The sequence below is a fragment of the Micromonospora sp. DT228 genome (genome assembly GCF_049841595.1).
In the GTDB taxonomy this organism is placed as follows: domain Bacteria; phylum Actinomycetota; class Actinomycetes; order Mycobacteriales; family Micromonosporaceae; genus Micromonospora.
In genome coordinates this window covers 262,501-287,067 of record NZ_JBNCKO010000009.1, presented here as the reverse complement: position 1 = coordinate 287,067, position 24,567 = coordinate 262,501, and the positions used below count along the sequence as shown (strand labels likewise).

Genomic DNA, 24,567 nt, shown 5'->3' with positions numbered 1-24,567 from the left:
CTCCCCCTCCGCCCACCCCCCCCCCGCGCCCCCCCCCCCCCCGGGGCGCCGGGGCGGGGGGCCCCCCCCCCCCCCCCCCCCGGCCACCACCAACCTCGCCCACCCAGCAACCCACCCCAACCCAACCCCAGCTTGCGCACGGCCCCACCCCAACCCAACCCAACCCAGCTTGCGCACGGCCCCATCCCACCCCACCTTGCGTGCGGCCCCACCCCATCCCCGCCTTGCCTTGCCTTGCCGCAACCCACCTTCTGGGCAGCCCCTCCCCACCCCACCTTGGGCGGCCGCCGACGGTCGCCTGGCCCGTGGGGCCGGCTGCACGGGGCAAGTCGACGGGGCGAAGCGGGCCGGACAAGGCGAAGCGGGCCGAACGGGGCGAGCCGAACGGGGCGAGCCGAACGGGGCGAGGCAAGCTGGCCAGGCGAGGCGGGCCGGACGGGGCGAGGCGGGCCGCACGGGCGGGGGCAGGGCAGTCGGGGGCAGGACGCGACGTCGGGGTGAGTGGCGCGGCCGCTCAGGGATACGGGACTACGGCCCCGGACCTGCCGGCCTGCACCAGGCGCTCCAGCCAGGGCGTCGGGGCGACGCCCAACTCCCGGCCCAGGTCGGCGCGGAACAGCTCGAAACGCCGCACCGCCTCGTTGATGTTGCGCTCGGCCAGGTGCACCGCGATCAACGCGCGGGTGGCGCTCTCCCGCAGTGGTTCCAGGTGCACGGCGGTCAACGCCACCTGCACCGCCTCGCCGTACCGGCCCTGGGTGGTGAGCCGCTCGGCGAGGGCCTCCAGCGCGTACAGCCGGGTCTGGCGCAGCCGTTCCCGCTCGGCCAGGACCCAGTCGTCGTACCAGCCGGGCAGCAGCTCACCTGTCGCCAGCATCGGCACGGCGCCCACCGGCGAACCGTCGGCCAGCAGGACGGCCGCCGCCGCGCTCAGGGCGGCCACGTCACTTGTCACCACGGCGGCCAGGGCCAGCCGGTCGTCCTCCTCGACGAGGGGCTCCGGCGTCACCCGGTGCAGCCGCCACAGCATGGTGCGCAGGTTGGCCCGCGCCCGGTCCTCGTGGGAGCCGGGCCAGAGCGTCCCGGCGGCCTCCGAGCGGGCACAGCGCTGGCGTACGCCGAGAAAGGCCAGCAGCCGGCGGGCGCCCTGCGGCACCACCACCGCCCGCCCGTCGCGTTCCAGCCCGAACCCGCCGAGCAGCCGCAACGCGTACCGGGACGGCTGCCCCGCCGCGGCCTCGGACACCGCGGAGTGCAGGTCGTACGTCACCTCGTGAACAACCATGCCCGCGCCTTTCGCACCCGATCCCCGTGGCGGGTTCCACGCTCGGGTGTGGACTGTCGGCGCGCCAGCGCAGTGTCGTCACACCGACCCGGCGAACGGCGGAGATCAACCGTTCGCCGGACTCGGTCCCGACCGTTCAGCGCAGCTTGTTCAGCGTCCGGGCGTACCCGGCCCACTCGGCGGCGTCGCCGACCTCGGCGCGGACCCCGGCCTCCTTCATGATGGCGAGCACCTGCTCGGGCTTCGTGTCGGCCAACTTGCCGAGGGTGCTGATCCCGGCGCGGGTCAGCGCCGCCCGGGCCTTGGTCGGCACGCCGGCGAGCATGGCGATGTCGGCGTCGGCGACGTTCTCCAGCTCGGCCTCGATGCCCAGCGCCGCGGCGACCGCCGACTGGGCGCCGACGGTGGTCCGGACGATCGCCGCCTCCCGCTCGCTCACCTCGCCGAACATCGCGTCCAGGCTCGGATAGGCGCTCTCCGCCGGCAGCACCTTGAGCACGTCGCGGACCGTCCGGCCGTCGGCCAGCTCGTCCTCGCCGAAGAAGCGGATGAACTCGGTCAGCTTCACCTCGCGCGGGAAGCGCTGCCGGATGTCGCCGTTCTCGGCCGCGTGGCGTTCCAGGTAGGCGGCTCCCCGGACCTTCGGGCCGACGACCACGTCCACGCCGAGGGTCTCCACGGCGGGCAGCACGATGGTGCCGGCCTTGGTCTGCCAGATGCTGACCTTCTTGTCCATGAACATCGTGGTGCCCATGTACCTGCCGAAGTCCAGCGTGCCGATGTAGTTGGGGATCTGTTCGAGCTGGTACGGGCCGGGGCTGACCTTGTTCTCGTGCACCGTCGAGTGCAGCCGGTTGATCTCCGCGCGGATCTCGTCGAGCAGCCGCCGCAGACTCACCCGCATCGCCGCCATGCAGGCGAACGCCTTGGCCACGTCGGTGCCGAGGTGGTCAAGGTCGTGTTCGATGCGGTGGAACCGCTCGTTGAAGCCCTGCTCCCCCGGGGTCTGCCCGGCCTGCACCACGTCCTCGCCGTCGACCCAGTCGGTGTGCGCGAAGGTCCGGGCGAACGGTGGCGGCGCGCAGCCCGGCTCGACGGCGGGAAACGACTCGGCGTAGCTGAACACCCGCTTCGCGGTGCCCACGTTCTCGTAGATCCAGGACGAGACAAGCACACTGGCGTCCGAGGCCGGAATGCCGTGCTGGGTGAATGCCTCGTACAGCTCGGTGACTGTCACCCCGTCGTAATTGATCTCGCTCGCCATTGTGGTGTCCCTCTCAGAGCTGGTCGTACACGCCGCGGTGCCGGCGCTGCTGGAAGGTGCGGAAGGTCCGGGCCACCGCCGGTCGCAGCGGCTCGGCGGTGCCGTCGGCGTCGAGGTCGACGTGGTCGCGGCGGATACCGAACGTGTTGATCTCCACGCCGAGCGGGCAGACCCTGATCAGCGCGTTCATCAGCCGCTCGTACTGCTCCAGGGTCACCGTCACCCCGTCGGGCAGCTCCACCCGGAACTCGTACGGGTCGGTCCGGCCGGTACGCACGTAGGAGAGCGCCACCACGGCGACCAGACCGGCGTGGGTGGGCCGCAGCGCGGTCCGCGCGCCGACCGCCTTGATCTCCGCGGTGCCGCCGCCGAGCCCCACCGTGTACCAGCGGAACCCGGTGGCCCGGCGCTCGGCCAGGTTCAGCCCGGCCTGCGGCAGGCCGATCACGCTGCACACCAGCAACACCCGGTTGCCCGTCTCGACAAGCGGCAGCGCGGCGGCGAGGTGCTGGTCGCGCAGCAACCCGACCAGCCGGGCCAGCCGGTCACCGGCCGCCGGCTGGCCGGCGATCAGCGCGGTGGCCAACGCCGTCGGCAGTTCGATGGTCTCCACCAGCTCGTCCGGCAACTGGTTCAGCGCGGCCACCACCGGCGCCGGGTCCCGCACCGCCGGCAGGCCGGCCGCGGCCAGCACCTGGTCCACCGGCTGCCCCGCCGGCCGGGTCGGCACCGCCGCCCACCGGGTCCGGGCCGCCGCGTCGGTCAGCGGCGTCCACGCCGGCTCGCCGGCACCCGTCCACGCGGACGCGGCGGCGACCAACCCGGCCAGCAGCAGCGCGTTGCCGCCCGGGTCGCCCGGCGCGTGGAACCGCGCCTCGACCGTCGCGTCGGCACCGACCGTGGCGCTCAGCGGCGCGGTCACCGCCAACCCCCGGGTGGGCAGGTGGGACAGGTACATCCTGGTGGTGCTGATCCGGTGCGTGGTGGGCAACCCGCAGACCTGCCACAGCCACGCCAGCTCGCCGTCGGCCGCCACGGTCGGTACCCCGGCCGCGCGGGCGGCGGCGATCAGCACCTCGGCGGTCCGGTCGGCGGTGACCGCGCGGTTGGTGTCCAGCACCCGGTTGCGCAGGTCATTGGCCTGCGCGGGGGTCGGCCAGCTCACGTCCACCCCGAGGCCCAGCTCGTAGCGGCTGCCACCGGCGTCGTCCTGCGCCCGGGTCACCTGCCACACGATCGCCGAGCCGAGCGCCCGGCAGACCCGCCCCGCGCGGTCCAGGGCAGCGGCCAGCGGCGGCGCGACGCCGTGCGCGCTGTCGAAGGCGTACGACTGGCGCAGGCTGGCCCGCAGGGCGGTGACCTCGGTCAGCCGGCTGGCCGGCAGCGCCCGGCCGGCGTGCACGGTGTTGTTCGGCGGGGTGTTGGCGGGCAGGACGAGGCGGTCGCGGCGCAGTTGGGCGAGGAAGTTCGTGCGGTGCTGCGGATCCCCGGCGGCCACCAGCCGGATCGCCACCGCGAACCTGTCGTCGTCCTCGCGCACGGTGAACCGTGCGCCGCCGGGCAGGTCGGCGAAGAGCCCGGCGTTCGGGTCGGTGTCCGCGCCGGGCCCGTTGAGCAGCCGGCGCACCGCACCCGGGGTGGGCAGCAGGAACCGTCGGTAGAGCCCGAGCCGGTGGGCGTACGCGGTGTCCGGCTCGCGGGCCGGCGGGGCCAGCCGGCGGGCGTACACCTCGCCGCTGGCCGGCTCGTGCACCAGCTCGTCGACGAAGCGGGCCACCCCGACGTCCGCGCCGATCCGGTCCAGCGCGTCGCGTCGGGCGTGCGCCAGGGTCCGGTACGCGTGCACCTCCCGGGCCGCGCGCCGCAGCCGGTGCTTCTCGTACGACACCAGGTAGAGCAGCCGACCCAGGTTGCCCTCCAGCACCGCCAGCTCGACCAGCCCCGGAAGGACCGCACCGGTGACCGCCGTGGCGGTGCCTCCGTCGACGGCCCGCTCGACGGTCACGGCGACCGGGAACGACGCGACAAGCGGTTCGTCGGCGGTGTCCGGGGCGTACGCGGGCACCGACGCGCCGGCGGCCGACCAGGGCGCGAAGACCACCGGCGGCAGCACCCGCTCGTCGGCGCCGCCCGGGTCCACCGTGACGGTCACCCGCACGGTCTCCTCGACCAGGTCCCGGCGCAGCACGACGGTGAGCAGCGGATGCCGGCTGGTCCAGTCCACCACGGCCGTACCGGTGCTGGCCAGCGGCACCACCACCCGCCGGACGGTGCCCGGATACGGGCCCTCCAGTTGGTCGACGAGGTTGCGTTCGACGGACGGGTCGGCGCCGTCCACCGGCACCCGGATGTCGGTCATCGGTCCCCCGCTCAGACGATCCGGAACGGCCGGGGGTCGTCCCGGTCGACGTAGACGGGCACCTGGTTCGCGGCGAGCACCGCGTTGTCGCCGACCGGCAGGCGCTGCACCCCGTCGCCGGTGGGCGCGCTGCCGGTCACCACCACCGCCGAGTCGGCCGGGAAGCGCACGAGCCGCAGCCCGCGTACGTCGGCGACGCCCGGCTCGTTCATCAGCGTCCAGATCACCTCGGCGGCGCGGACCGGCTCACCGAAGGGCAGCTCGTCGACGTAGCGGCGCAGTCGGGCGTGCAGGCGGGCGCGCAACTCGGTGGCGGCGGTGGACGCGTTCACCGTCTCCTTCGAGCCGGTGGGCAGGGGCAGGCCCCGGATCACCAGGTCGGCCTCGACGCCGATGCCCACCTCGTCGGCCCGGTCCACCGAGGCGAAGATGCCCACCGGGCGCAGGTCCTCGATGACCGACTCGACGGCGGCGTGCAGCCCGTCCGGCCCGTCCCAGATGGCCGCGGCGGTCGGCGCGACGAGCACCGTGACGTAGTACGGGTTGCCCAGGTCGCGTTCGGTGCTGAAGACCCGCTCGATGAAGTTGAAGTTGCCGAAGATGGACTGGTTGAGGTCCAGCCCGCCCCGGCCGTCGAAGACCTGCACCTGGCGTACGCCGGGCACTGTCGCCACGGCCAGGCCGATCGCCTCGGCGGTCCAGATGGAGCGGGGCGCGGCCAGCAGCAGTTGCCGGTAGCGGGCGTCGGACGCCTGCTGTTCACCACCGGTCAGCGCGACGGTGTGGGTGATCTCCACCAGTTCGGCGCCGGCGGCCTGCTCGGCGTCGTCCAGGTCGGCCAGCAGGGTGTCGGCCCGGTTCCAGCGGTCGATCTTCTGGCTGGGTTGGGCGGGGTCGAGGTTGTGCGCGGGCCCGGGGTAGAACGCGGCGACGGCCGGCACCCGTTCGCCGACGGCGGCGGAGAGCACCACCGTCTCGTCCAGCGCCACGTGGTGCCCGCCGGGCGTGGACAGCCGGGCACCCCGGGGCAGGGTGAGCTGGGTATGCCCGGTGGGCAGGGCGGCCTTCAGCTTCAGCTTCACGGTGCCCCGGGCCGGCAGGTACGGACGGGGGATGCCGAGTTCCTCGCCGAGGCGGGTCAGCGCGTCGGCGGTGGCCGACACCACGTACGAGTTGTCGTAGACGGCGCCGAGCGCCGCCCACAGTCGGGCGTCCTCCAGCGCGGCCAGTTCGAGGACCTTACGCAGCACGGCGCCGCTGGTCAGGTCGATGTCGTCGCCGAAGAGCAGCCGGGCGGTGGCCAGCTTCTCGGCGAGCAGTCGGGCGAAGGACTTCGGCACAAAGCCGCTCTCGACGACGCCGAAGCCGGTCGAGCCGGTGGCCCGCAGCGCGGCGGCGTCGACGGCCAGGACGTCGGCCAGCTCGGCCGGGAGGGTGGGATCAGACATGTGGCAGCTCCCCGAGATGCACCGAGAGCCGGTCGTCGGTGATGGTTTCGAACTGGACCTGCACCTGGAGGGTGCGGGAGGACCGCAGCGCGGCTGCCGCCGCGTCGTCGGCGCGGCCCGCGCCGAGCCGGCCGTCGTCGAGGTTGACGTCGACGATCTTCCGGACGCGGGGGTCGCGGTCGAGCAGCGTGATGATGCCGATGCGTACCTGCTCACGGATCAGGTTCGGCTCGATCTGCTCGGCGAGGGCGTTGAGCCCGTCGAAGCCGAAGGTGGCGTCGAAGACGTTCGAGCCGCGCAACGTGGTCAGCGCCACCGCGAGGCTCTGGGCCACGTTGTCGGTGCCGGCGACGAGGGCCAGCACCCGGCCGTTCGGGCCGTCGTCGAAGACGATGTCGCGGGCCAGGTCCACGCCGGGCATCGTGGGTTCGAAGACGAGGCCCCAGCCGAGGTAGCGACGCTGGGCGGCCTGGCGTTCCCGCTCGGTCCGGTCCACCTCAGACCGCCTTCAGCTTGCTCTGCCCGGCACTCGCGGACAGGCCGGGAGTGCTGCCGTCGGTGGCGCCGCTGAGCGAGTCCAGGGCCACCCCGACCCCGCCGACCTTGAGTTTGCTGGCGGCGCCGGTCGCCGTGGTCACCGTGCCGCACTGCTTTGTGGAGTTGCTCGTGGTGATGGTGCACCCGGCGACCGATTTGCCGCTGATCCCGTCTGGGCGGGTCACCGCGACGTGGTCGACGGTCAGCTTGCTCTGCCCGGCCGGGGTGACAGTCCCCTGGCTGGGGCAGTGCACGTCGCTCGACGTGGTGAGCACGAAGGCCATAGCGTTCTCCTCAGTGGACGTTCATCGCGTTGTCGACCTGCACGTCGACGTCGTCGGCGGCGATGGTGACGGTGCCGCCGCTGATGTTCACCGCGCCGTTGCCCGCGTCCAGGTCGATCCGGGTGCCGGTGATGGTGATCGAGCCGTCCTGCTTCAGCACGATCGACGACCCGCCGGCGGCGTGCTCGATGGTGATGCTGTCGGCCTCGTCGGCGCGCGCCGGGCGCTGGCCCCGCCCCTGGAGTTGGGCCCGGCCCACCCGCACGGTCAGCTCACCCAACTCGATGACCCGGTTGCCGTCGCCGTCGGTGAGGTCGTGCGCCACCTTGCCGTCGTGGTCGGCGGGTACCACCGTGTCGCCGATCGACGAGCGGCTGTTGGTGGCCACCCCCACCGGCAGGGACAGCCACCAGTCCCCCGGCTGGGACACCGGGGCGTGCCCGGTGGGCCAGAGCGCGCCCACCTCCACCGGGTCGTCGGGTGAGCCGTTGCGGTAGGCGAGCGCCACCCGGGTGCCCGGATAGCGGGGCAGGATCAGCCCGCAGCCACCCCAGGCGAACGGGGTCAGGTAGGTCACCCCGGGCAGCGGCGCGGGCTGCTCCCGGCGTACCGGCAGGCGGCGGGCGGCGTTGGGTCGGCCGTCCGGGCGGGCCAACCCCTCCCACACCGTCTCGGTCTGTGCCGGTGGCTCGACCGCGCCGCTGGCGTTCGTGGCCGCCGCGCGTACCTCGCCGATCTCCAGGCCGCGGGTCTCGCCCCGGGCTGCGCGGGCCGCCCGGCGCACCGCCTCCGCCGCGGCCACGCCGGGCGAGGACGCCGGACCGGCCGGCTCGGCGGTGCCCACGCCGGAGGCGTCGCTCCAGCTGTCCCAGGCCTGGGCGCCCGAGGTGACCTCGACGCCCTGCACCACCGTGACGAACCCGGCGGTACGCGAGAGGGTGTGCCGCGCGGCGCTGAGGTAGAGCAGTTTCGCCCCCGCCCCCAACTCCCCCGTCGACGGGGCGAACGGTGCGGCGAACGAGCCGAGCAGCGCCGCGCCGACGCTGCCCAGCGTGGTGGCCTCGTCCACCGCCGGCGGGTCGAAGCACACCAGGTCACCGGGCTTCAGGTCGGGCCGGCCCTTGAGCGTCAGGGTCCACGCCCGACGGCGCGGCGCGGCGGGGCCGCCCGCCTCGGTGGCCGCGTACGGGTCGGTGTCCTGGGTGCCGTTCTCGGTGCACTCCAGCAGGCCGGTGGCGAGGGTCAGCGGCTTCGGCTCCCCCTCCGGATAGGGGATCGGCCGCTTGCCGACGTGCACGGTGCCGTCGCGGATCAGCAGCATTCCCCGCCCGTACGCGTTGAGCGACTGCTGCAACGCGCCGCCGATCCGTTCCACCGCGGCGCGGTAGAGCAGCCCGGCGCCGAAGGCGACCCGTTCGTCACCGGCCGCCTCGGTGGTGCCCCGGGTCATCGTGCCGTCCGGGTTGGCGCCCCAGGTGGCGATGTCCACTCTGGTCCGCTCCGCGACGGCCCGGATCGCCGCGCTGAAGGACGCCGCCTCGAACCGTTCGGCGACCCGCTGACCGAGCCGGGCGTACGCCTGCTCGACGAGGGTCAGCTCGGTGTCGTACGTCCGCTCGCCGGTGAGCCGCCGTACCTTCGTCACCCGCAGCACGGCGACGAGCGCCTGGGTCAGCTCGGCCGGGGTCGGGCCGGCGTTGACGCCGACCAGGTTGGTGAAGAACGCGCCGACGGAGGTGTTGGCGTCCCGCCAGTACAGGTGCAGTTTCGCCACCAGCGGCGGTTGTCCCTCGGCGGTGCGCAGCGCGGCGAAGTGCTCGTCGATCAGCCCCTGCACGGTGACCGTGTACGCGCCGGGGCCCAGCCCGTCGGGCAGCGCCGCGTCGATGGACGCGTAGTAGTCGGCGCTGGACAGGCTGAGCGCCGCGTCGGGGCTCAGCCCGGTCGGGGTCTCCCGGTGCAACGTCAGGGTCCAACCGGCGTCGTTGCCGACCGCGCCCTGGCGGACCTGACCGGTCTGGAACGGCGTGAGCGTCATCGCAGCACCCTCCGCAGCTTCTTGTCGAGCAGGTAGCGGTAGCGCAGCCGGCCGGGGCCCAGCTCGGACTCGACGCGCTGCGCGGGTGGACGGCGACGCCAGACGAACTCGTTTATCGGCGGCGGCCCGAACTGGTCCACCGCGCGGTCGGCGCGCCGCCAGGCGAGCGCGATGGACGAGCCGTAGTCGCCGGAGCCGCGTACCGTCCCGGCGTGCAGCAGCCAGCCGAGCACCACCACCTCGACGGCGATCGGGGCGGCTCCGGTGGCGACCGCCGGGCCGGCGTCGGGGCAGACCCGGCGCAGCCCGGCGGCGAGCGGCACCGAGCCGAGGATCCGGGTGCCCTGACGGACCACCAGGCGCAGCGGCACCCGGCCGACGAGCGCCGGGGGCGGGGGCGCGGCCGGGGGCGCGGGTCGGGGGACCAGGTCGTCGGCGGAGGTGCTGACCACGGCGAGGGGGTCGGTGTGCAGCCACTGCCGGGCCAGCCCGGTGGGCAGGATCAGCACCGCGTGCACACCGGCGCCCAACTCGACGCGGTGCGGCAGGCCGGCGGTGAGGCTCTGCCGTACCTCGGTGAACCCGTCGGGCACCTCGACGGGTGTCTCCGGCAGCAGGTAGCGGTCGATCGGAAACTGTGGCATCAGTTGCCCAACCCGTCGGCGAGCGCGCCGACTCCGATGCTGGCCACGTCGAGCAGCTTGCCGAGCAGGCTGGGACGGGGCACGTGGACGAGGGTGATCGTGGTGTCCAGGACGTCGCGGCGGGCGGCGGAGGCGTTGAACGTCAGCGACTGCACCTGCATGTCGGTGCGGATGGTCATCGAGGTGACCAGGATCAGCCCGCCGAACTTCCCCCCGGAGTACGCGGCGAGTGCGGTGCCGCGTTTGCTGGCCTCGGCCATCGTCTCCAGCGCGAACTTCCAGGCGTAGCGCTCCGGGCCGACCAGCACCCCGGTCAGGGTGATGGTGTCGTCGTGGGTGGCCACGATGGCCTTGTGCGCGGTGGAGCCGATCGGCGGCAGGTGGTAGGTCTGGGCCAGTGAGATGGCGGTGACGGCCCAGATCGGAATGGGCAGGATCCTGTCGCTGATGATCGCGGACGGCACCGTGCCGTACCGCAGGAAACTGGTGGTGGCCATGCTCAGCGCCCTCCGGTGGGTGGCAGCGGCACCGGCGGACCGGTGGGTTCGACGGCCAGGCCCAGGTCGCGCAGCGCCTGGGTGATCTCGCGGACCTCACCGGCGGCGCTGGTGACCCGCAGCCGCAACCGGCGTTCCTCAAGGGCCGCGCTGATCCGCGCCGGCCGGGTGGACGCGGACCCGCGCCTGTTGATCCGGTCGATCTCGGCGGCGGCGTCCTCCATCCGGGAGATCGCGTCGAGGATCCGCGGATCGGCGGTGAAACCGGGATCGTCGCGGCCCAGCCGGGCGATGGCCGCGCGGAAGTCCGCGGCGTCGCGGCGCAGGTTGGTGACGAGGTTGTCGGTGAGCGCGCTGACCCCGCCGACGCTCGGCGCGCGGTGCGACTTGTCGTCGATCAGCCACACCCAGCCGTCGTGGCCGATGCCGACCAGGTCGGTGCCGGCGACCTTGACGTTGGCGTCCGGCCCCTTGAGGAACAGCTCGATGCTGCTCAGCGAGAACGCCGCGCTGTACTCGCCGAGCACGCCCCGGCCGTAGGTGACCATGTCGTGGCGCAGGTAGGCGCGGAAGCCGGGGCCGTCGTCGGCACGGCCGCCCCGGTCCCGGAAGCGCCGCCACAGGGTGGTCAGGGCCTCCGGGTTGTGCAGGGCGAGCTGCTGGGTGAGCCAGACGTCGCCGCCGGCCACCACCGCCCGCAGCTCCGGGTCACCGATGCGGGCCAGCGCCTCGGTGAGCCGGGCCTCGCTCACCTGCAGGCCGCGCGAGCGGGCCCGGCCGAGGTCGTCGACGGCGGCGCGCAGCCGGGTCAGTTCGTCGGGGGTGAGCCGGCCGCCGAGGCGGGCCTCGAGGTCGGCGACCGCGGCCCGCTTGCCGACCTCGCTCTCGGCGGCCACCGCGCGCCACAGCGCGGCCGGTTCCACCTCGGCGGCGCGGCGCAGCGCGGCCTGCCGGTCCGCCGGCATGGCCCGGAACGCGTCCCCGACGATCGCGGCGGGCTCGGCGTGCCGGCCGGCCGCGCCGCCGCCGGCGTCGAACTCGCGCAACAGCGAGTCGGCGTACGCGGCGGAGTCGTCGGCCAGCCGCAGCGGGGCGTCCCCGACGATGCCGTCGCGGGGCCGGCTCAGCTCGCGCATCTCCGTGTTGAGCTGGTCGAAGTACTCGCCGAGGGTGGCCACCCGCACCCCGTCGGGAAGGGTGCCGCCCTCCAACACGTGGTCGAGGATGGCGGCGATGTTGTCCCGCAGCACAGCGATGCGTTCCAGCCGGTTGAGCGCGTTGCCCAGGTGCAGGTCACCGACGTCGTCGACGATGCGCCGGATGAGGTGTTCCAGCAGCCGCCGGGAGCGCACCTCGCCGGCCTCGCTGTGCGCGGCGACGGTCCGCATGAAGCGGCGTAGCCGGGGGTTGGCGTCGGCGGCGGCGTGCACGGCGGCGGCGTCGAGGAACCGGCCGGCGCGGAACCGGCGCGGCCCGGTCACGGCCGCACCACCGGCACGTGCGGCCCGGCGGCGGCGCCACCGGGCGGGGAGTCCAGCACCATGAGGATGAACCGGGCGCCCTCCGGGCCGCCGACCGCGCCGTTGAGCATCGCCTCGCGCTCCACGTAGGCGAGCACCGGCTCCATCAGCTTCTGCACCACCCGTTCCAGCACCTCGTTGAGCAGGATCTCGGTGAGGAAACCCTGGAGCAGGTCCCGAGACGCGGCTTCGATGATCTGCCGGGTGACCCGACGCACCACGTACCCCCGGGCGGCACGCAGCCCGGCGCGGACGCCGAAGCGCAGGGCGACCCGGCCGCCGCGCACGGCCGCGCCGCCGATGGTGCCGGCCTCCGGGATCAGCGACAACGCCATCCCGAGGTACGCGGCGAACAGCTCGACCTCGACCTCGGTGCGGGTGAGCACCAGTTCCGGGTCGAGCATCGAGGCGTAGAGGCGCTCGCGCTGGTGGGCGTGTGCCACGTCGACGGCGGCGACGGCCACCCCCACCACGAAGCCCAGCGGCGGGCAGAGCAGCGACAGCGCGATGATCCCGACCATCGTGGCGAACGCGTTGAGCGCCTCCCGGCCCAGCTCGGTGCCGAACAGCTCGTCGATGCCCGTGGCGTAGTAGAGGTTGCCGCCGAAGAACTCCCCGATCTGCTGGTGGGTGACCAGGTGGATGCCCTGGAGGGCGAAGCGTCCACGGGGGATGGTCGCCGACGGGATGTGCTCACTGATCCGACTGGACCGGAACGCGAACCGGGCGTCGGTGCGGGCCCGACCGAGCATCTCGGTGTTGTTGCGCCGCATGTCCTGCAACACCCGCCACAGCTCGTCGCGGATCGCCGACCGGTCACCGGCGAAGCGGGCCAGCACGTCGGGCACGTCGGTGATCTGCTTGACCAGCGGGTCGATGCCCTCGGCCTCGCCGCGCTGGATGACGAGCGCCTGCTCGATCTCGGCGAGGGTCCAGAGCACCGCGTGCGCATCGCGGATCCGGGTGGTGCCGTCCCGTTCGACGATCTCGCCGGCCGCGCCGGGGCTGCCCAACGCGGCCTCGGTGGCGAGGAACGCGCTGGAGATCGCGCGGGCGGCCCCGAACCACGCGGTGGACGGGTTGGCCACGCTGACCGTGGCAAGGGTGCCACCGCCGATGTCGGTGTGCGCGGACACCCACCGGGCCGCCTCGTGTCGGCGCAGCCGCTCGCGCAGCCCCTGCAACTCGGCGTAGTCGGTGAGCTGGGAGACGATCAACCGCTCGAAGATCGGCGCGTACCTGTCGAAGTTGGCGATCCGCGCGTCGATGCCGGTCCGCGACGTGAGCAGCAGTTGTACGAGCATGGCCTGGTTGCCGACCATGAACAACTGCCCGACGGCGCTCTTGACGGCGGGGCTGAACGCCTGCAGGAAGTGCAGGTTCCAGGACGCGGACGAGTCGATCCAGCCACCCTGGATGCGGGCGAAGTGCTCGGGCTTGCGGTAGCGGTCCATGACCAGTTCGGCCAGGTGGTCCAGGCGCGGCACCACCCCGGCGAGGTGGCGCAGAAACTGCACGGCGGGTGAGGCGACCGGCCGGAAGTCCAGCGGGCCGAGCCCTCCGGAGCCCTGCGGCACAGGCCTGGTGAACGCCTCCCGTTCGGCCCCGCCGACCAGCAGGCTGATCGCCGCGGCCCGGCCGCGCAGCATGGCGGCGGCCTGGAGGCAGAAGTTCGCCGGGTAGCGGCACGGCTCGCCCATCTGCAACCGGAACGCGATGTCGTCCATCAGCCGGCGCAGCTCGTCGCCGTCCGGCCCGAGCGCGGCCAACTCCGGTTCACCGTTGAACGGGGCGCAGGCACGCAGCTCGGAGTGTTCGCCGGTGACGGCCGGAAACCGTCGGCCCTCGACGCCGGGTGGGGCGCTGGGGCTGCTCGGGTCGAAGACGAACCCACCCCGCCGGGCGTCGCCGCTGCCGTCCCCACCCGCGCCACCGGCGGACCCGGTTCCCGTGCCGCCGCCGGACCCGGTGCCCACGCCGGTCCGGGTGCCCGCGCTGCCGCCCGGTCCGCTGCCGGTGCCACCGCCCGACCCGCTGCCCGCGCCGGACCCACTGCCCGTCCCGTCGCCGATGCTGCCGCCGCGCGGGGCATTCGGGTCCGGTGGGGTCGCCGGGCGCTGCTCGACGCTGATCGGCAGGAGGTTGGCCGTACCCGTCCAGTGCAGGGTGGCGTCGGTCTCCTCGGTGCCCACCAGCAGCAGGGAGACCCCGCCGATGCTGATCGTCACCAGGCTGGTCGGCAACGCACCGCCCACCGAGGTCAGGATCCCGTCGACCCGGCGGGTCACCTCCGCGTCGACGGCCCGCTCGATCTGCGCCTGGTACTCGTCCGCGGTCGTCGTCTCACCGCGCGGCTGGGCGGTCCGCAGCCGCTGCCGGATGTCGGCGCTGAGTTCCTCGTCCACCATGGCCACCAGCCCGGCCCGGTCGGCGACCGGCCGACGCCGCACCGTGCCGGGCTGCGGGCTGGGCACCCGCGCCTCCACCTCGAAGTGCGGCTGCGGGGTGGCCCGGAACACCGTCTCGCCGAACGTGTCGAAGGTCAGGTACGACAGCGGGGTGGTGGTCACCATGACCAGCCACACCTGCCGCCCGGTGGGGTCGATGACCCGGGCGATGACCCCCTGCGGAGTACCCGACGGCAGGCCACCGTGCTGGCGTACCGCCTCGCGGGCCAGCTCCGCGAAGTGACCGACCAGGTAGGTGACCGGCCGCAGCAACCACTGGTAGGTGACCGGGGACGGCTCGTCGCCGTCCACCGGCACCTCGGCGGCGTCGCCACCGTCGTCGTAGGACGGCACCCGGTAGACGGCCAACAGGTGACGCATCCGAGACGCGTCGAACACCTCGACCGCGGGCCGGCTCAGCGGCACGGCCACCCCGGCGGGCAACCCCGGATCCAGCCGCGCCGAGGCGATCACCTCGTCGATGCGTCGGCGCAGCCGGGCCTCGAAGGCTCGCCTGTCGTCCGGGGACACCCGCGCACCGTCCGCGCCGGTCCAGCGGAAGGTCGGCGCTTCGGGGCGTACCTCCAGGTAGCCGCCGCGGGGCGCGACCACCTCGCGGCGGGAGTGCTCCAGCGCGCGGGCCAGGGCCGCGGCGAGCGCCTCGGTCACCGCCTCCGGACGTTCGGTCACCGACCGGGCGTCCAGCCGGACCCGCACCGGCACGTGCACCGAGATGGCCACCGTCAGACCTGCCCGTCCAGGTGCTCGGCGAGACGGGCCAGCGCGAGGTCGGCGAGCGCGTCGGCGTCGACCGCGCCGCCGGCCGCGACCACCTCGATCTCCACCGGAAAGTGGTACGCGATGACCGCGCGGTCGTCCTCGGCCACCTGCGCGGCCTCCGCCTCGCTGCCGGCCGCCGGCAGCACCAGCTCACCCGCGTGCACCAGGGCCAGCCCGGTACGGGTGACCCGGGCGGCGCGGCCAGCACCGGTCGCCATCTCCTACCTCCGGTTGATCGTTTGCGGGTTGTCGTCCGGCCCGGTCAGGGCAGCACGGACGGGTCGCCGGTCTTCGGGTCGACCGAGGCGGCCAGGCTGAAGCCGCTGAAGGTCGCGGCGGGAGCGCCGGAGATGGTGGCGGTGGTCGGCGTGGCGCTGGTGATCATGCAGTCCCGCAGGACGAAGGACGAGAACGCCCAGTCGTCCCCGGTGTGCTCCAGCAGGGCGATGTCGAACAGTTCGCCGTCGAGGGCCAGCTTGGTGAGCCGGCCGGCGACGTCCCCGATCGCCTTGACTGTCATCGTGAAGTTCATCGACACCGGCGCGTGGATGACACCCAGGTGGGTCACCTCGCACGAGTGCAACGCCTCGACGTTCAGCGAGAAGGACGGGCTGAACGAGTCGATGGGGCTGATCAGCACCGTCTCGGTGCCCTTGGTGTACTGCACCGCGAGGCGGGTCTTCCACTCCATGGTCTGGTTCCTCCGGGTCAGAACTTGGCCACGAGCGTGACCAGCAGGCGGCTCACGGCCGGGCCGTACGTGACGGTGACGACCAGGTCGACGGTGCGGTCGGCCCGGGCGGCGGTGACGATCGAGGTGTCGGTGGCGGTACGCGCGACCTCGGGGATGGTGAGGATGTCGAGCACCGGGATCTCGACGCGGTAGTCGTCGATCACCGCCTGCCGCTTGAGGGGGCCGAGGATGCCGTCCACCTGTGTCTTCAGCAGCGTCATCCCCGGCTTGGTGATCCGGGCGTCGCCGACCAGACCGATCAGGCCGGCGCGCAGCATGAACTCGATCTGGTCGAGGGTGCGCACCAGGTCGACGTGCAGCAGGCTCGCGTCCGAGGTGAAGAGCCGCCCGTCGGCGAAGTGCAGGCTCTCCCCCGTGATCAGCGTCGGGTCGATGATCGGCGTGAGGTTGGCCTCGGAGAGGCCCTTGATCTCCGCCGGGCTGTACTGCTTGGCCACCGGGATGGCCACCCCACGGATCTTCTTGAGCACGATGCTGTGGTGCACCGGCAGCCCGGCCACGGCGGCCATCGCGGCCGTCGCGGCGTCGCCGTCCGCTCCTCGGGCGGCGATCATCACCATCCGGCTGGTGCTGCTCTTGAGCGGGTTCGCGGCGGTGGTGACGTCCGCGACGTAGGTGGGGACCTTCTCGGTGGCCGGGTTGACCATCGCGAAGCCGATCCGCCGCTGGCCGGCCGCCGACATCGTCTCCACGTGCGCCTTGAGCGCGTGCAGCCCGGTGGGCGCGCCGGCACCGGCCGGGTTGCCGACACTCGACTCGTTGGCCAGCGACACCATCGTCACGTCGTCGGCGGCCTCCAGACCACCGAGCGCGGCCGCGTAGTCGTCGCCGGCCACCTTCACCCCGTACACCTTGGCCGGACGCGGATCCTGCAGGAACGCCAGCTCCAGGGAGTTGTAGAGGGCGTTGCGGACCACGTTGCCGGCCTGCCGGCGGGCGAAGTTGGTGACCGCGTCGTCCAGGGTCTCGATCCGCACCGGTGTGTTCGCCGGCGCCGAACCGCCGTCGGCGGTGGACGGCGCCTTGCCCACCACGGCGATGACGCCCGGTGAACGCTGGGCCAGCGGCGCCGGTGGCGGCACGATCCGGACCTCGATGAACGGGAATGCTGCTGTCGGTGCCACGGGTCCTCCCGGACGAAGTTGCTGCTGCTGGTCGTTGGGCGGCTCCCGCCGCTGCGGTCGTTGCGGTCGTTGCGGTCGTTGGGCGGCTCCCGCCGCTGCCGTCGTTAGTCGGCTTCGGGCCGCTGGGGTCCCTGCGCGGCTCCGGCCGCTCCGGTTCTTGGGCGGTTCCGCCGCCGATCCGGTCGTCGGGCGGCACCCGGCTGTCTCAGGTCGCCACGGCGGCCAGTCCGATGCCACTGCGGGCGAGCCACTGGCCGGCCCGCGCGAAGCGGGCCGCCCGCTTCTGCGCGTCGGTGCCGGTGTCGCCGCCGGGCCACCCGTCGTCGTCGAAGGTCTCGACCGGGACCACCCACACGGCGACCACCCGGTGTCGTCGCCGCACGTCGTCCGGTGCCGGCACATCGAGCCCCAACTCCTCGGCGCGGGCCCGCACCAGGCGGGTCTCGACGAGCAGGTCGGCCAGGGAGAAGCCCTGGTCGCGGATCAGCACGGCGGCGGCGAAGGGCAGCGGGCGCGGGGTGGGCGGCGCGGCCGGCGGCGCGGCGTAGCGCAACCGCACGGTGGCTCCGGCGGCCTGCCCGCGCATCCGCGTCACCAGGTCACCGGCGTCCGCGGCGCCGACGCCCGCGAGCAGCCGGTCCAGGTGCGCATCGGTGAAGGCGGCCGGTTGGTGCAGCCCGGCGCGCAGTCGGGCCACCAGCCGGCTCCGGCGTTCGGTCTCCAGCTGCGCCGGGTCGACCGGCAACGCACCCAGGTCGGTGATGATCTGCGGGTCGACGTCAAAGGCGGGCACCGCCACGTCGAGGTCCTCGACCCGGTCCTGAGCAGCACTGGTACGCACCACCAGGCTGCCCCGCCACAACGCGTCGATGCGCAGCGCCTCCCCGCCGAGCCCGTGCAGGCGGACCCGCAGCTCACTGCGGGCGGTGCCACCGGAGGCCAGCCACTCCCCCTCGGCCACGGTGACGGGTGCGGCGGCGAATCCGAGGGTCAGCTCGTCGAAGACCGCCGCGTACGGCGGCGCGACAGGCATCGCCTCGGTGTCGTACGCGGCCTCCACCAGATGCGCCAGCGACGCGTCGTCGAAGAGCGCGGCACGGGTGCCCGGATCGGCCAACCGCACCAGCACCCCGTCGACGAAGTCCACCGCACGGCCTCCCCGCTGCCCCGCGCCGGTGCACCCTGCCCGGCTCGGCACGAGGATCGCCAAGGACCCGTCACCCGACCGTCACCACCACCGTCACCGTGACCGACCGCCTCCCGGACTGTCGGAAACTGAGCACCCGCACAGCCAGCGGTAGCCGTCACCCGCCGTGAGATTCCGGGCAGCGTGCGTCGAGGACGGCCCGAGCACCGATCAGGCCGGCGCGGCGTCGTGCAGGACGAGGTGGAAGGGATTCGGAGCGCTGGCGGCGAGGTTGCCGAGCACGGTGAGCAGCAGAGCGTACTGATCGGTCGGCTCGTCGACGAGCAACTGCCCGGCGTCGGTGACGAGCACGGTGAGCGGGCCGGTGTCGAGCCGGTCCCGGAGCACGTCGGAGAGGGCATCCCAGGTGTTCCCCAGGTACGCCGGCAGGGCCAGCGCGCCGGCGAGCGCGACGACCAGGCCGGCCCTGGTCCGACTCGCCGCCCCGGGCAGTACCACCGCGCCGGGCACGTCGGGGGCACCGTCGCGGCGGATGACCAGCCAGTCGGGCATGCGGTCCGCGCCCTCGTCGACCATCACGCCCCCAGGTTGGTCAGAGCCGGTAGAAGTCGGTGTAGTGGTTGGGTGAGAACCAGGTGACCCCGGTGCTGCGGTTCACCACGATCCGGTACGCGTCCCGCGCGGCACCCTGGGTACGCGGGTAGACGTCGTACTCGTGGTAGGTCGCGTTGGTGGGCAGTTGACCCTCGTAGTTGTAGAACTGCCCGCCGGCGAAATTGGACTTCCCACCGCTCCAGGAGTACCAGCCGCGACTGGTCGGGAACCCCTTGGCCGACCAGCCCGAGCGGGCGGTGCGGGCGTCCGCGCAGCGACTCATGGTGCAGGAGCTGTAGACCGCCGCCGAGGCAGAGTCGGTCAACCGGGGGGAGACCACGGACGGGCCGACAAGCGCGGCCGCGACAATGGCGAGGAGCAGGGCGAGGGTGGTGGTACGCCGGCGAATCGCGCCGAGCGGGGACACGGGGGTGGACACGGGCTGCCTCCAGATCGTCAATTTCATCGATCGATGTAACTGTCGGATCGGACCCAGTCTCACCGCTGCCGGCCGACGGCGACACCCCTCGCCACCCCAACGGCTCCACAATGCCCGGTGAACTCTCTCCTCGCGCGGAGCGCGACGGTCCGGTTCGTGCCGGTATGAGGTCCGGTTGGTGTCGGCGTGGCGGCAGGCGATTCGGGCACCGGTTGTTAGCGTGGGTCGCGGATCCGTGACCGTGGAGGGGTGCCATGCCGGACGCCCCCGATGGGAGGCCGAGACCCGCGGACCAGTGGCGACACCGGGGCATCCGCGGGCTGACCGTCACCCGCGACGTGAGTGTCCGCGGGTGGCGGTGGTGGGCGCGGAACTGGGATCGGCTGGTCGCCGCCCTCCAGGACGAGGCACCTGTCGGCTCCGCAGCCGACCCGTCGCCATCCGGCCCGCTCGTCGAACAACGCGACGCGCCCCGACTGATCACGGTGCCCGCGCGCGGCTACGTGTACGCGTTCCACATCCGCGCCACGTTCGCCTGGTCGTCGCCGGTGAGCCTCCGCTCCGAGGTGCTCAGCTGGTACGTGCAGTACTTCCAACCCACCTCGGTGCAGCGCCTGACCCGCCTCGCCGCCGACGCCGCCCGGGACCTGCCGCCGCATCGGGCCGGTGACCTGGAGGTGGCGTTGCAGCAGGCGCTCGCCGACGATCCAGAGTGGACGTACGAGCGGGGCGACGTCGTCATCACCTGCCGACCCGACGCCGCCGTCCGCCTCGACGAGCGGATCATGCCGGCGCTCCAACCGCACGTGGACCGGATGCTGAAGCTGGAGTACCAGTTCGACGAGCAGCTACGCAGGGCCCGCTACGCCGAGGAGCTGAGCCGCCAGTGGACGACAATCCTGAGCGCCCACGGCGAGGACCAGGACATCGCCGACGCCCGCGACCACCTGCTCGACACCCAACGGGAAGCCGCGCGATGGATCACCGACCTCCTCCACCACCACGCGGACCCTCCGAGCGCCCCGCTGACCCCAACGCCAACCCCACCCCACCAACGCCCCACCCCCACCTGACTCCCGCCCGTCCAGCTGCCCTGCCCACCCAGACCCACCCCACACCCACCCCACCGCATTTCATGATCAGGTGATGAGAAACAGGTCTGGAGCGCCCCTGAGACCTACTTTTCATCACCTGATCATGGGAAACGGGAGCGTGTGGCGAGGATGGCCACGGTTTCCCGGCGTACCTGGACCGGATCTGCGATGAGCCGTCGATGCGTGAACCGGACGACGAGGATCCCGATGGTCGCCAGGAGGGCGTCACGGCGAAGGTCGATCTCCCGCTCGGCCGGATCGCCATGGCTGGTAGAGCCGTCCAGCTCGATGTCGACCCGCTCCGCCTCGGCGAACATGTCGAGATAGATGGTCCGGGCCCCGACCAGCACCCGTGCCTGCCGGCTGAACGTCGGCATACCCGACCCGGTGAAGACGTGGTCGTGGCCCCAGATCTCCAGCGGGCTGCGGCAACCAGCGGCGAGCCGATCGAGCAGACGCCGCAACGTCAGGCGGTCGTCGATCCTCGGCACCTCGGCAAGAGCGGCGACGAGGCGCTGCGCGGTGGTCAGCCGGTCATTGACCGCACGGATGAGCGGACCAGGTCGGTCGACCGGTTGGAGCAGCGGCCAACAGTCCAGCAGAGTCCGGTCCAGCCGGGTGACCGGCGCTCCCGAACGTGTCACCACCTGCGGCGGCGCGATCGCGAAGTTGGCGCGGTGGCGTACCGCCAGGTGTGGTCGGTTCCGCAAGCCTGACCCTGTGGGCAGGTCGAGATGAACCGGCTCTCCGGGGGGCTGGCGGCGGAGGCCCCACACGTCGAGGGCGGTGAGGCGACTGAGCGCCGCCCGCCCACCGCCATATGCCAGAGCCGCCCGGCGTGCCAGCTCGGGCTCGACACGGGCCAGCACCGGCAGGTCGGCGTCCAGGTTGCGGACCAGTGCGGCGTCAACGTAGGTCCCGGGCAGCACCGGAATTAGCCGACCCGCACGCCAAGCAGTCTGAATCGTCCAGGCCGGCGCCACTTGCAGCACGTCCCGTCGGGTGACCACGCCGTCATGGCGTACGAGCAGAGCATGCAGCCTCGGGTCCACCCGCCCACCCTGCCTCGGAGCACTGTTCCGGTGAGGGCTCCTGTGGACAGCGGAGGCACCTGTGGACAACCGTCCGAAGCGACATCGACTGTGCTACGGAGCCGTCAGGACAGGTGGCACGGCGTCCGAACCGTCTACCGGAGCGGTGTACGCAGTGATATGCCGGCAATTCAGATCCTTGCTCGGCTGCTGAAGCGTCGGCGGGTTGGGCCCGACAGTGGCTTCGCGGGAGTGGCAATGGTGCTTTACCCGGGCTGCGGAGCTGCACCGCCCGCACCGGCGTCACCTGACCGCTTCGACTCGAAAGTGCGGCGGTCACATGTGGAGATGCGCTTCCTCGATTCGCTCGGCCCGTACGTACGCGAGGAACTCCGTCTGATCGGTTTGATCGAGGGCCTCGAACGCGGCGTACGCCTTCGCCCGTGCGTGCGCCGTCTCCGCGGCCAGTAGGCCGATGATCGCCGCCCAGGCGAGGGACACCAGGTGAAATGCGCGGTCTTCGCGCAGAACCGGCAGCCGACTCAGCTGATCGAGCCGGTTGGCGGCATCGTCGTCGGAGGGTGCTCGGTCGACCAACTCGAACACCGCCTTGCCCCGGTACGCGGCCGCGCTCGCGGCCAGGTCCGCCAACTCCTCATTGGCCATCTGGCGTACCGGTGGAATCGGGAGGTTGGGTGGGGCGGCGCCGTCATGGTTCAACTCAGGTGCCGCTGCAGTCCGAGCGGCTCACTGTTCGGCACGGGCATTCAACCGCCGAAGCTCAGCGCCTGCCGCAGATCCACGTCCAGACTCTCCTCGTACTGCGGATCGGGCTCAGCCCCGGCAGCGCTCAGGACAGTGCTGAAGAAGCATCTGGCGCCAACGGCGAGGATCACGCGGAAGATATCCGTGTCGTCGAGACCGTGACCGCGCAGACCCACGACGTCGGCCTCGGTGACGGAGTTCGCATCTGCCGCGACCTTTCCGGCGAAGTTGACGACTGCGACCTCCTGCGCGGAGAGACCGGCGCTGCCGTGATCCGAGGCGATGGCCGCGACGGTCGGCGCGTCGAAGAACCTGTCGCGGAGGACCTTTCCGTGTGCCAGGCCGCAGTAGGAGGATTTCAGGGCCCGGGCTGCGGCGAGGGTCACCAACTCATAGCGGCGCAGCTCCATCTCGGCCTTCACCGCACCGTTGAGCTGCTGCCATGCCAGGTACGCCGCCGGGCTGTGCGCAAACAACCTGGTGTAGTTGGGTAGGTAGCCCATCGCCTTCGTGTCGGTCTCGAACATCCGCTCGGTGTCCGGCGACTGCTCTGCCTGCCGCAGAAGACTCATCCGACTCCTCCCCTTGTTTGACCCGGACGGTACGCCGTTGGAACAGCGGGCACTGTCAGGAAATCGGTCGTGTACCGGCGTCTGGCACGGAGGGACGTCCAGCCATGATTCCCGCTAGCGCTGCACATCCCTGCGGATCGCCAGGATGGCGAGGGTTTCCCGGCGTACCTCGTCGATCTCGTGTACCAGACGACGGTGGGCGAACCGGACCACCACGATTCCGATGGTCGCGAGCAGCGCGTCCCGGCGCAGGTCGATCTCCCGCTGACGCGGGTCGCCGTGGGTGGTCGCACCGTCGAGTTCGAGGTTGACCCGTTCCCGCTCGGCACACATGTCGAGGTAGATCGTTCGCCCGACGCTCATCGGCACCTGTCGGCGGAACGCCGGCATGCCAGGGCCGGTGAAGACGTGCTCATGTCCCCAGATCTCCAGCGGGCTGCGGCAGCCGTCGGCGAGCTTGGCCAGCAACGTTCGGAGCACCGCCCGGTCGGCGAGCTTCGGCACGGTGTCCAGGGCCGCTGTCAGCCGTCCGGGTGTGGTCAACCAGTCGTTCACCGCTCGGATCACCGGCGCCCGCCGCTCGGCAGGTGGCAGAATCGGCCAGGAGTCGACGAGTGCCTGCTCGATGCGCGTAACCGGCAGGTCCCGCCGGACGACGACGTGCGGTGGTCCCATGCTCAGGCCGAGGCGTCGATGTACGACAAGTCCGGGTCGGGTGCGCAGGCTGGCGCTCGCCGGTTTGCTGAGGTGCACCGGCTCACCAGGCGCCGACGGGCGCAACCCCCAGAGATCGAGCGCGCTGAGGTGACTGAGCGCAGCGCAGTCGTCTGCCCAGGCGAGAGCCGCCCGTTGACTCAGGGCAGGGCCGAGCCGACTGAGGGCAGGGGCACCGGGTCGATCGTCGAGCAGGTCCGCTGCCACGAAGACCTCGGGCAGTACGCGTACCAGCTCACCGCTACGACAAGCCTGCCGCACCGTCCACTGCGGCACCACCTGCCGCAGGGCTCTGAGCGTCACGAGCCCTCCGCCGAGCCGAACCATCACCTGAAGCGCCACCTGCACGCGACGACCGTGCGGCCCCACCTCGACCCTCGGCAACCACACCCGCAGCTGCCCTGTGGAAACGCAACCGTCTGTGGACAACGCCCCACCCGGTTCGACTTCTGCTAGCCGCACCGATCGTTGGCAGCTCAGCAGGGCGGACACCGGCGTGTCGAGTTGCTCACCTGCCAACGATCAGGGGGATGCGCGTCATCGCGCCACCTGATTGGTCTCGCCGTACTCGCCGCGGATGGGAAGGTAGTAGGCGGGGAGGAAGCCGGCGATGATGGCGACGCCCGCGATCGGCACGAACGCGCCGACGAGGATGCCGGAGCCGATCCAGAGCAGCGCGAGCGCGAATCGGCGCCTGATGGCCCGGACGCCGAAGGCCCCGAGGGTGGGGTCGAGCAGTTTCGCGCGGCGGAGATAGAACCAGATGACGTTGAACAGGGCTGCGGCCATCCACAGTGTGCTGCCGTAGACGAGGACCGCGGTCCGCAGGCCGTGCTCCGCGCGGAGCGCGCCGGCGAGCAGCGACGTGGAGAACGGCAGGAACGCGATGACCATCAGGAGCAGCGTGTTGAGGAACAGGATTCCCCGGTCGACGTGTCGGACGTAGTCGAACATGACGTGGTGGTTGACCCACACCTGTCCGATGAGCAGGAAGCTCAGCGTGTAGGCCAGGTACGACGACCAGAGCGCCCCGAGGCCCCGCAGGAGGTGCCCGAAGTCCGGTGGCGGTTGGATCTCCAGCACGAGCAGGGTCACGGCGATGGCGAAGACACCGTCGCTGAAGCTCACCAACCGGCCCGGCTGACGGGTCAGTGGCGACGTACCCCTATGGGCGTTCACGCCCTAATAATGCTATATGCCGTTTTCGCCCACCCCCACCCCCGGAGCCGG

The 24,567-nt window shown here is 72.5% G+C and carries 23 protein-coding genes; 1 reads left to right on the top strand and 22 read right to left on the bottom strand.

All coding sequences use genetic code 11. The features are described from left to right. Positions 1–514 precede the first annotated feature (514 nt). The 17 genes from ACLQ29_RS20480 to ACLQ29_RS20400 form a co-directional block, all read right to left on the bottom strand. Entirely contained in the window at positions 515–1,285 is a 771-nt protein-coding gene (locus ACLQ29_RS20480) for an AfsR/SARP family transcriptional regulator (protein ID WP_425773092.1), read from the bottom strand. A 136-nt stretch (positions 1,286–1,421) separates the two neighbouring features. Continuing rightward, positions 1,422–2,549, bottom strand: a complete 1,128-nt coding sequence (locus ACLQ29_RS20475; RefSeq protein WP_425773091.1) for a hypothetical protein — start codon at positions 2,547–2,549, stop codon at positions 1,422–1,424. Between the two features lie 13 nt (positions 2,550–2,562). Next, a complete protein-coding gene (locus ACLQ29_RS20470; RefSeq protein ID WP_425773090.1) occupies positions 2,563–4,908 on the bottom strand; it encodes a hypothetical protein in 2,346 nt (781 codons plus the stop codon). Positions 4,909–4,919: 11 nt separating this feature from the next. Continuing rightward, the gene (locus tag ACLQ29_RS20465) at positions 4,920–6,356 is read right to left on the bottom strand and encodes a baseplate J/gp47 family protein (RefSeq protein WP_425773089.1); all 1,437 of its coding nucleotides are present in this window, start codon (positions 6,354–6,356) and stop codon (positions 4,920–4,922) included. Beyond that, positions 6,349–6,852, bottom strand: a complete 504-nt coding sequence (locus ACLQ29_RS20460; protein WP_425773088.1) for a hypothetical protein — start codon at positions 6,850–6,852, stop codon at positions 6,349–6,351. Before ACLQ29_RS20460 ends, ACLQ29_RS20465 begins: the two co-directional genes overlap by 8 nt. A 1-nt stretch (position 6,853) precedes the next feature. After that, positions 6,854–7,177, bottom strand: a complete 324-nt coding sequence (locus ACLQ29_RS20455) for a hypothetical protein (protein ID WP_425773087.1) — start codon at positions 7,175–7,177, stop codon at positions 6,854–6,856. A 10-nt stretch (positions 7,178–7,187) separates the two neighbouring features. Then, positions 7,188–9,215, bottom strand: a complete 2,028-nt coding sequence (locus tag ACLQ29_RS20450; protein WP_425773086.1) for a hypothetical protein — start codon at positions 9,213–9,215, stop codon at positions 7,188–7,190. Next, positions 9,212–9,859 carry a hypothetical protein gene (locus ACLQ29_RS20445; RefSeq protein WP_425773085.1) on the bottom strand — a complete coding sequence of 216 codons (648 nt, stop codon included), beginning with the start codon at positions 9,857–9,859 and terminating at the stop codon, positions 9,212–9,214. The genes ACLQ29_RS20450 and ACLQ29_RS20445 overlap by 4 nt, the downstream gene beginning before the upstream one ends. After that, a complete protein-coding gene (locus ACLQ29_RS20440) occupies positions 9,859–10,356 on the bottom strand; it encodes a hypothetical protein (protein WP_425773084.1) in 498 nt (165 codons plus the stop codon). The genes ACLQ29_RS20445 and ACLQ29_RS20440 overlap by 1 nt, the downstream gene beginning before the upstream one ends. Positions 10,357–10,358: 2 nt before the next feature. Further along, positions 10,359–11,837, bottom strand: a complete 1,479-nt coding sequence (locus ACLQ29_RS20435) for a hypothetical protein (RefSeq protein ID WP_425773083.1) — start codon at positions 11,835–11,837, stop codon at positions 10,359–10,361. Continuing rightward, positions 11,834–15,064: a hypothetical protein gene (locus ACLQ29_RS20430; RefSeq protein ID WP_425773082.1), complete on the bottom strand. Its 3,231-nt coding sequence runs from the start codon at positions 15,062–15,064 to the stop codon at positions 11,834–11,836. Before ACLQ29_RS20430 ends, ACLQ29_RS20435 begins: the two co-directional genes overlap by 4 nt. A 2-nt stretch (positions 15,065–15,066) precedes the next feature. Further along, positions 15,067–15,321, bottom strand: coding sequence for a hypothetical protein (locus tag ACLQ29_RS20425; RefSeq protein ID WP_387196825.1), 255 nt, complete (start codon positions 15,319–15,321; stop codon positions 15,067–15,069). Positions 15,322–15,365: 44 nt separating this feature from the next. Next, entirely contained in the window at positions 15,366–15,794 is a 429-nt protein-coding gene (locus ACLQ29_RS20420; RefSeq protein WP_387196822.1) for a hypothetical protein, read from the bottom strand. Between the two features lie 17 nt (positions 15,795–15,811). Next, positions 15,812–16,981 (bottom strand): hypothetical protein, encoded by a 1,170-nt coding sequence (locus tag ACLQ29_RS20415; protein WP_425773081.1) that lies wholly within the window; start codon positions 16,979–16,981, stop codon positions 15,812–15,814. Between the two features lie 205 nt (positions 16,982–17,186). Beyond that, positions 17,187–18,128 (bottom strand): hypothetical protein, encoded by a 942-nt coding sequence (locus tag ACLQ29_RS20410; RefSeq protein WP_425773080.1) that lies wholly within the window; start codon positions 18,126–18,128, stop codon positions 17,187–17,189. Between the two features lie 210 nt (positions 18,129–18,338). Beyond that, positions 18,339–18,704, bottom strand: coding sequence for a barstar family protein (locus ACLQ29_RS20405; protein WP_425773102.1), 366 nt, complete (start codon positions 18,702–18,704; stop codon positions 18,339–18,341). A 16-nt stretch (positions 18,705–18,720) separates the two neighbouring features. After that, the gene (locus ACLQ29_RS20400) at positions 18,721–19,161 is read right to left on the bottom strand and encodes a ribonuclease domain-containing protein (protein WP_393370975.1); all 441 of its coding nucleotides are present in this window, start codon (positions 19,159–19,161) and stop codon (positions 18,721–18,723) included. A 254-nt stretch (positions 19,162–19,415) separates the two neighbouring features. Here ACLQ29_RS20400 and ACLQ29_RS20395 point away from each other — a divergent pair, with 254 nt between their 5' ends. Then, positions 19,416–20,234: a hypothetical protein gene (locus ACLQ29_RS20395; protein WP_425773079.1), complete on the top strand. Its 819-nt coding sequence runs from the start codon at positions 19,416–19,418 to the stop codon at positions 20,232–20,234. A gap of 122 nt (positions 20,235–20,356) precedes the next feature. On the opposite strand, the gene ACLQ29_RS20390 is transcribed toward ACLQ29_RS20395, so the two are convergent. The 5 genes from ACLQ29_RS20390 to ACLQ29_RS20370 form a co-directional block, all read right to left on the bottom strand. After that, the gene (locus ACLQ29_RS20390; RefSeq protein ID WP_425773078.1) at positions 20,357–21,307 is read right to left on the bottom strand and encodes a DUF559 domain-containing protein; all 951 of its coding nucleotides are present in this window, start codon (positions 21,305–21,307) and stop codon (positions 20,357–20,359) included. 315 nt (positions 21,308–21,622) lie between these two features. Then, the gene (locus ACLQ29_RS20385) at positions 21,623–21,952 is read right to left on the bottom strand and encodes a hypothetical protein (protein WP_425773077.1); all 330 of its coding nucleotides are present in this window, start codon (positions 21,950–21,952) and stop codon (positions 21,623–21,625) included. A 101-nt stretch (positions 21,953–22,053) separates the two neighbouring features. Continuing rightward, a complete protein-coding gene (locus tag ACLQ29_RS20380; protein ID WP_425759123.1) occupies positions 22,054–22,623 on the bottom strand; it encodes a carboxymuconolactone decarboxylase family protein in 570 nt (189 codons plus the stop codon). 114 nt (positions 22,624–22,737) lie between these two features. Beyond that, on the bottom strand, positions 22,738–23,640 hold the full coding sequence (locus ACLQ29_RS20375) for an endonuclease domain-containing protein (protein ID WP_425773076.1): 903 nt from the start codon (positions 23,638–23,640) through the stop codon (positions 22,738–22,740). A 234-nt stretch (positions 23,641–23,874) separates the two neighbouring features. After that, on the bottom strand, positions 23,875–24,516 hold the full coding sequence (locus ACLQ29_RS20370; RefSeq protein ID WP_425773075.1) for a TMEM175 family protein: 642 nt from the start codon (positions 24,514–24,516) through the stop codon (positions 23,875–23,877). Positions 24,517–24,567: the final 51 nt, after the last annotated feature.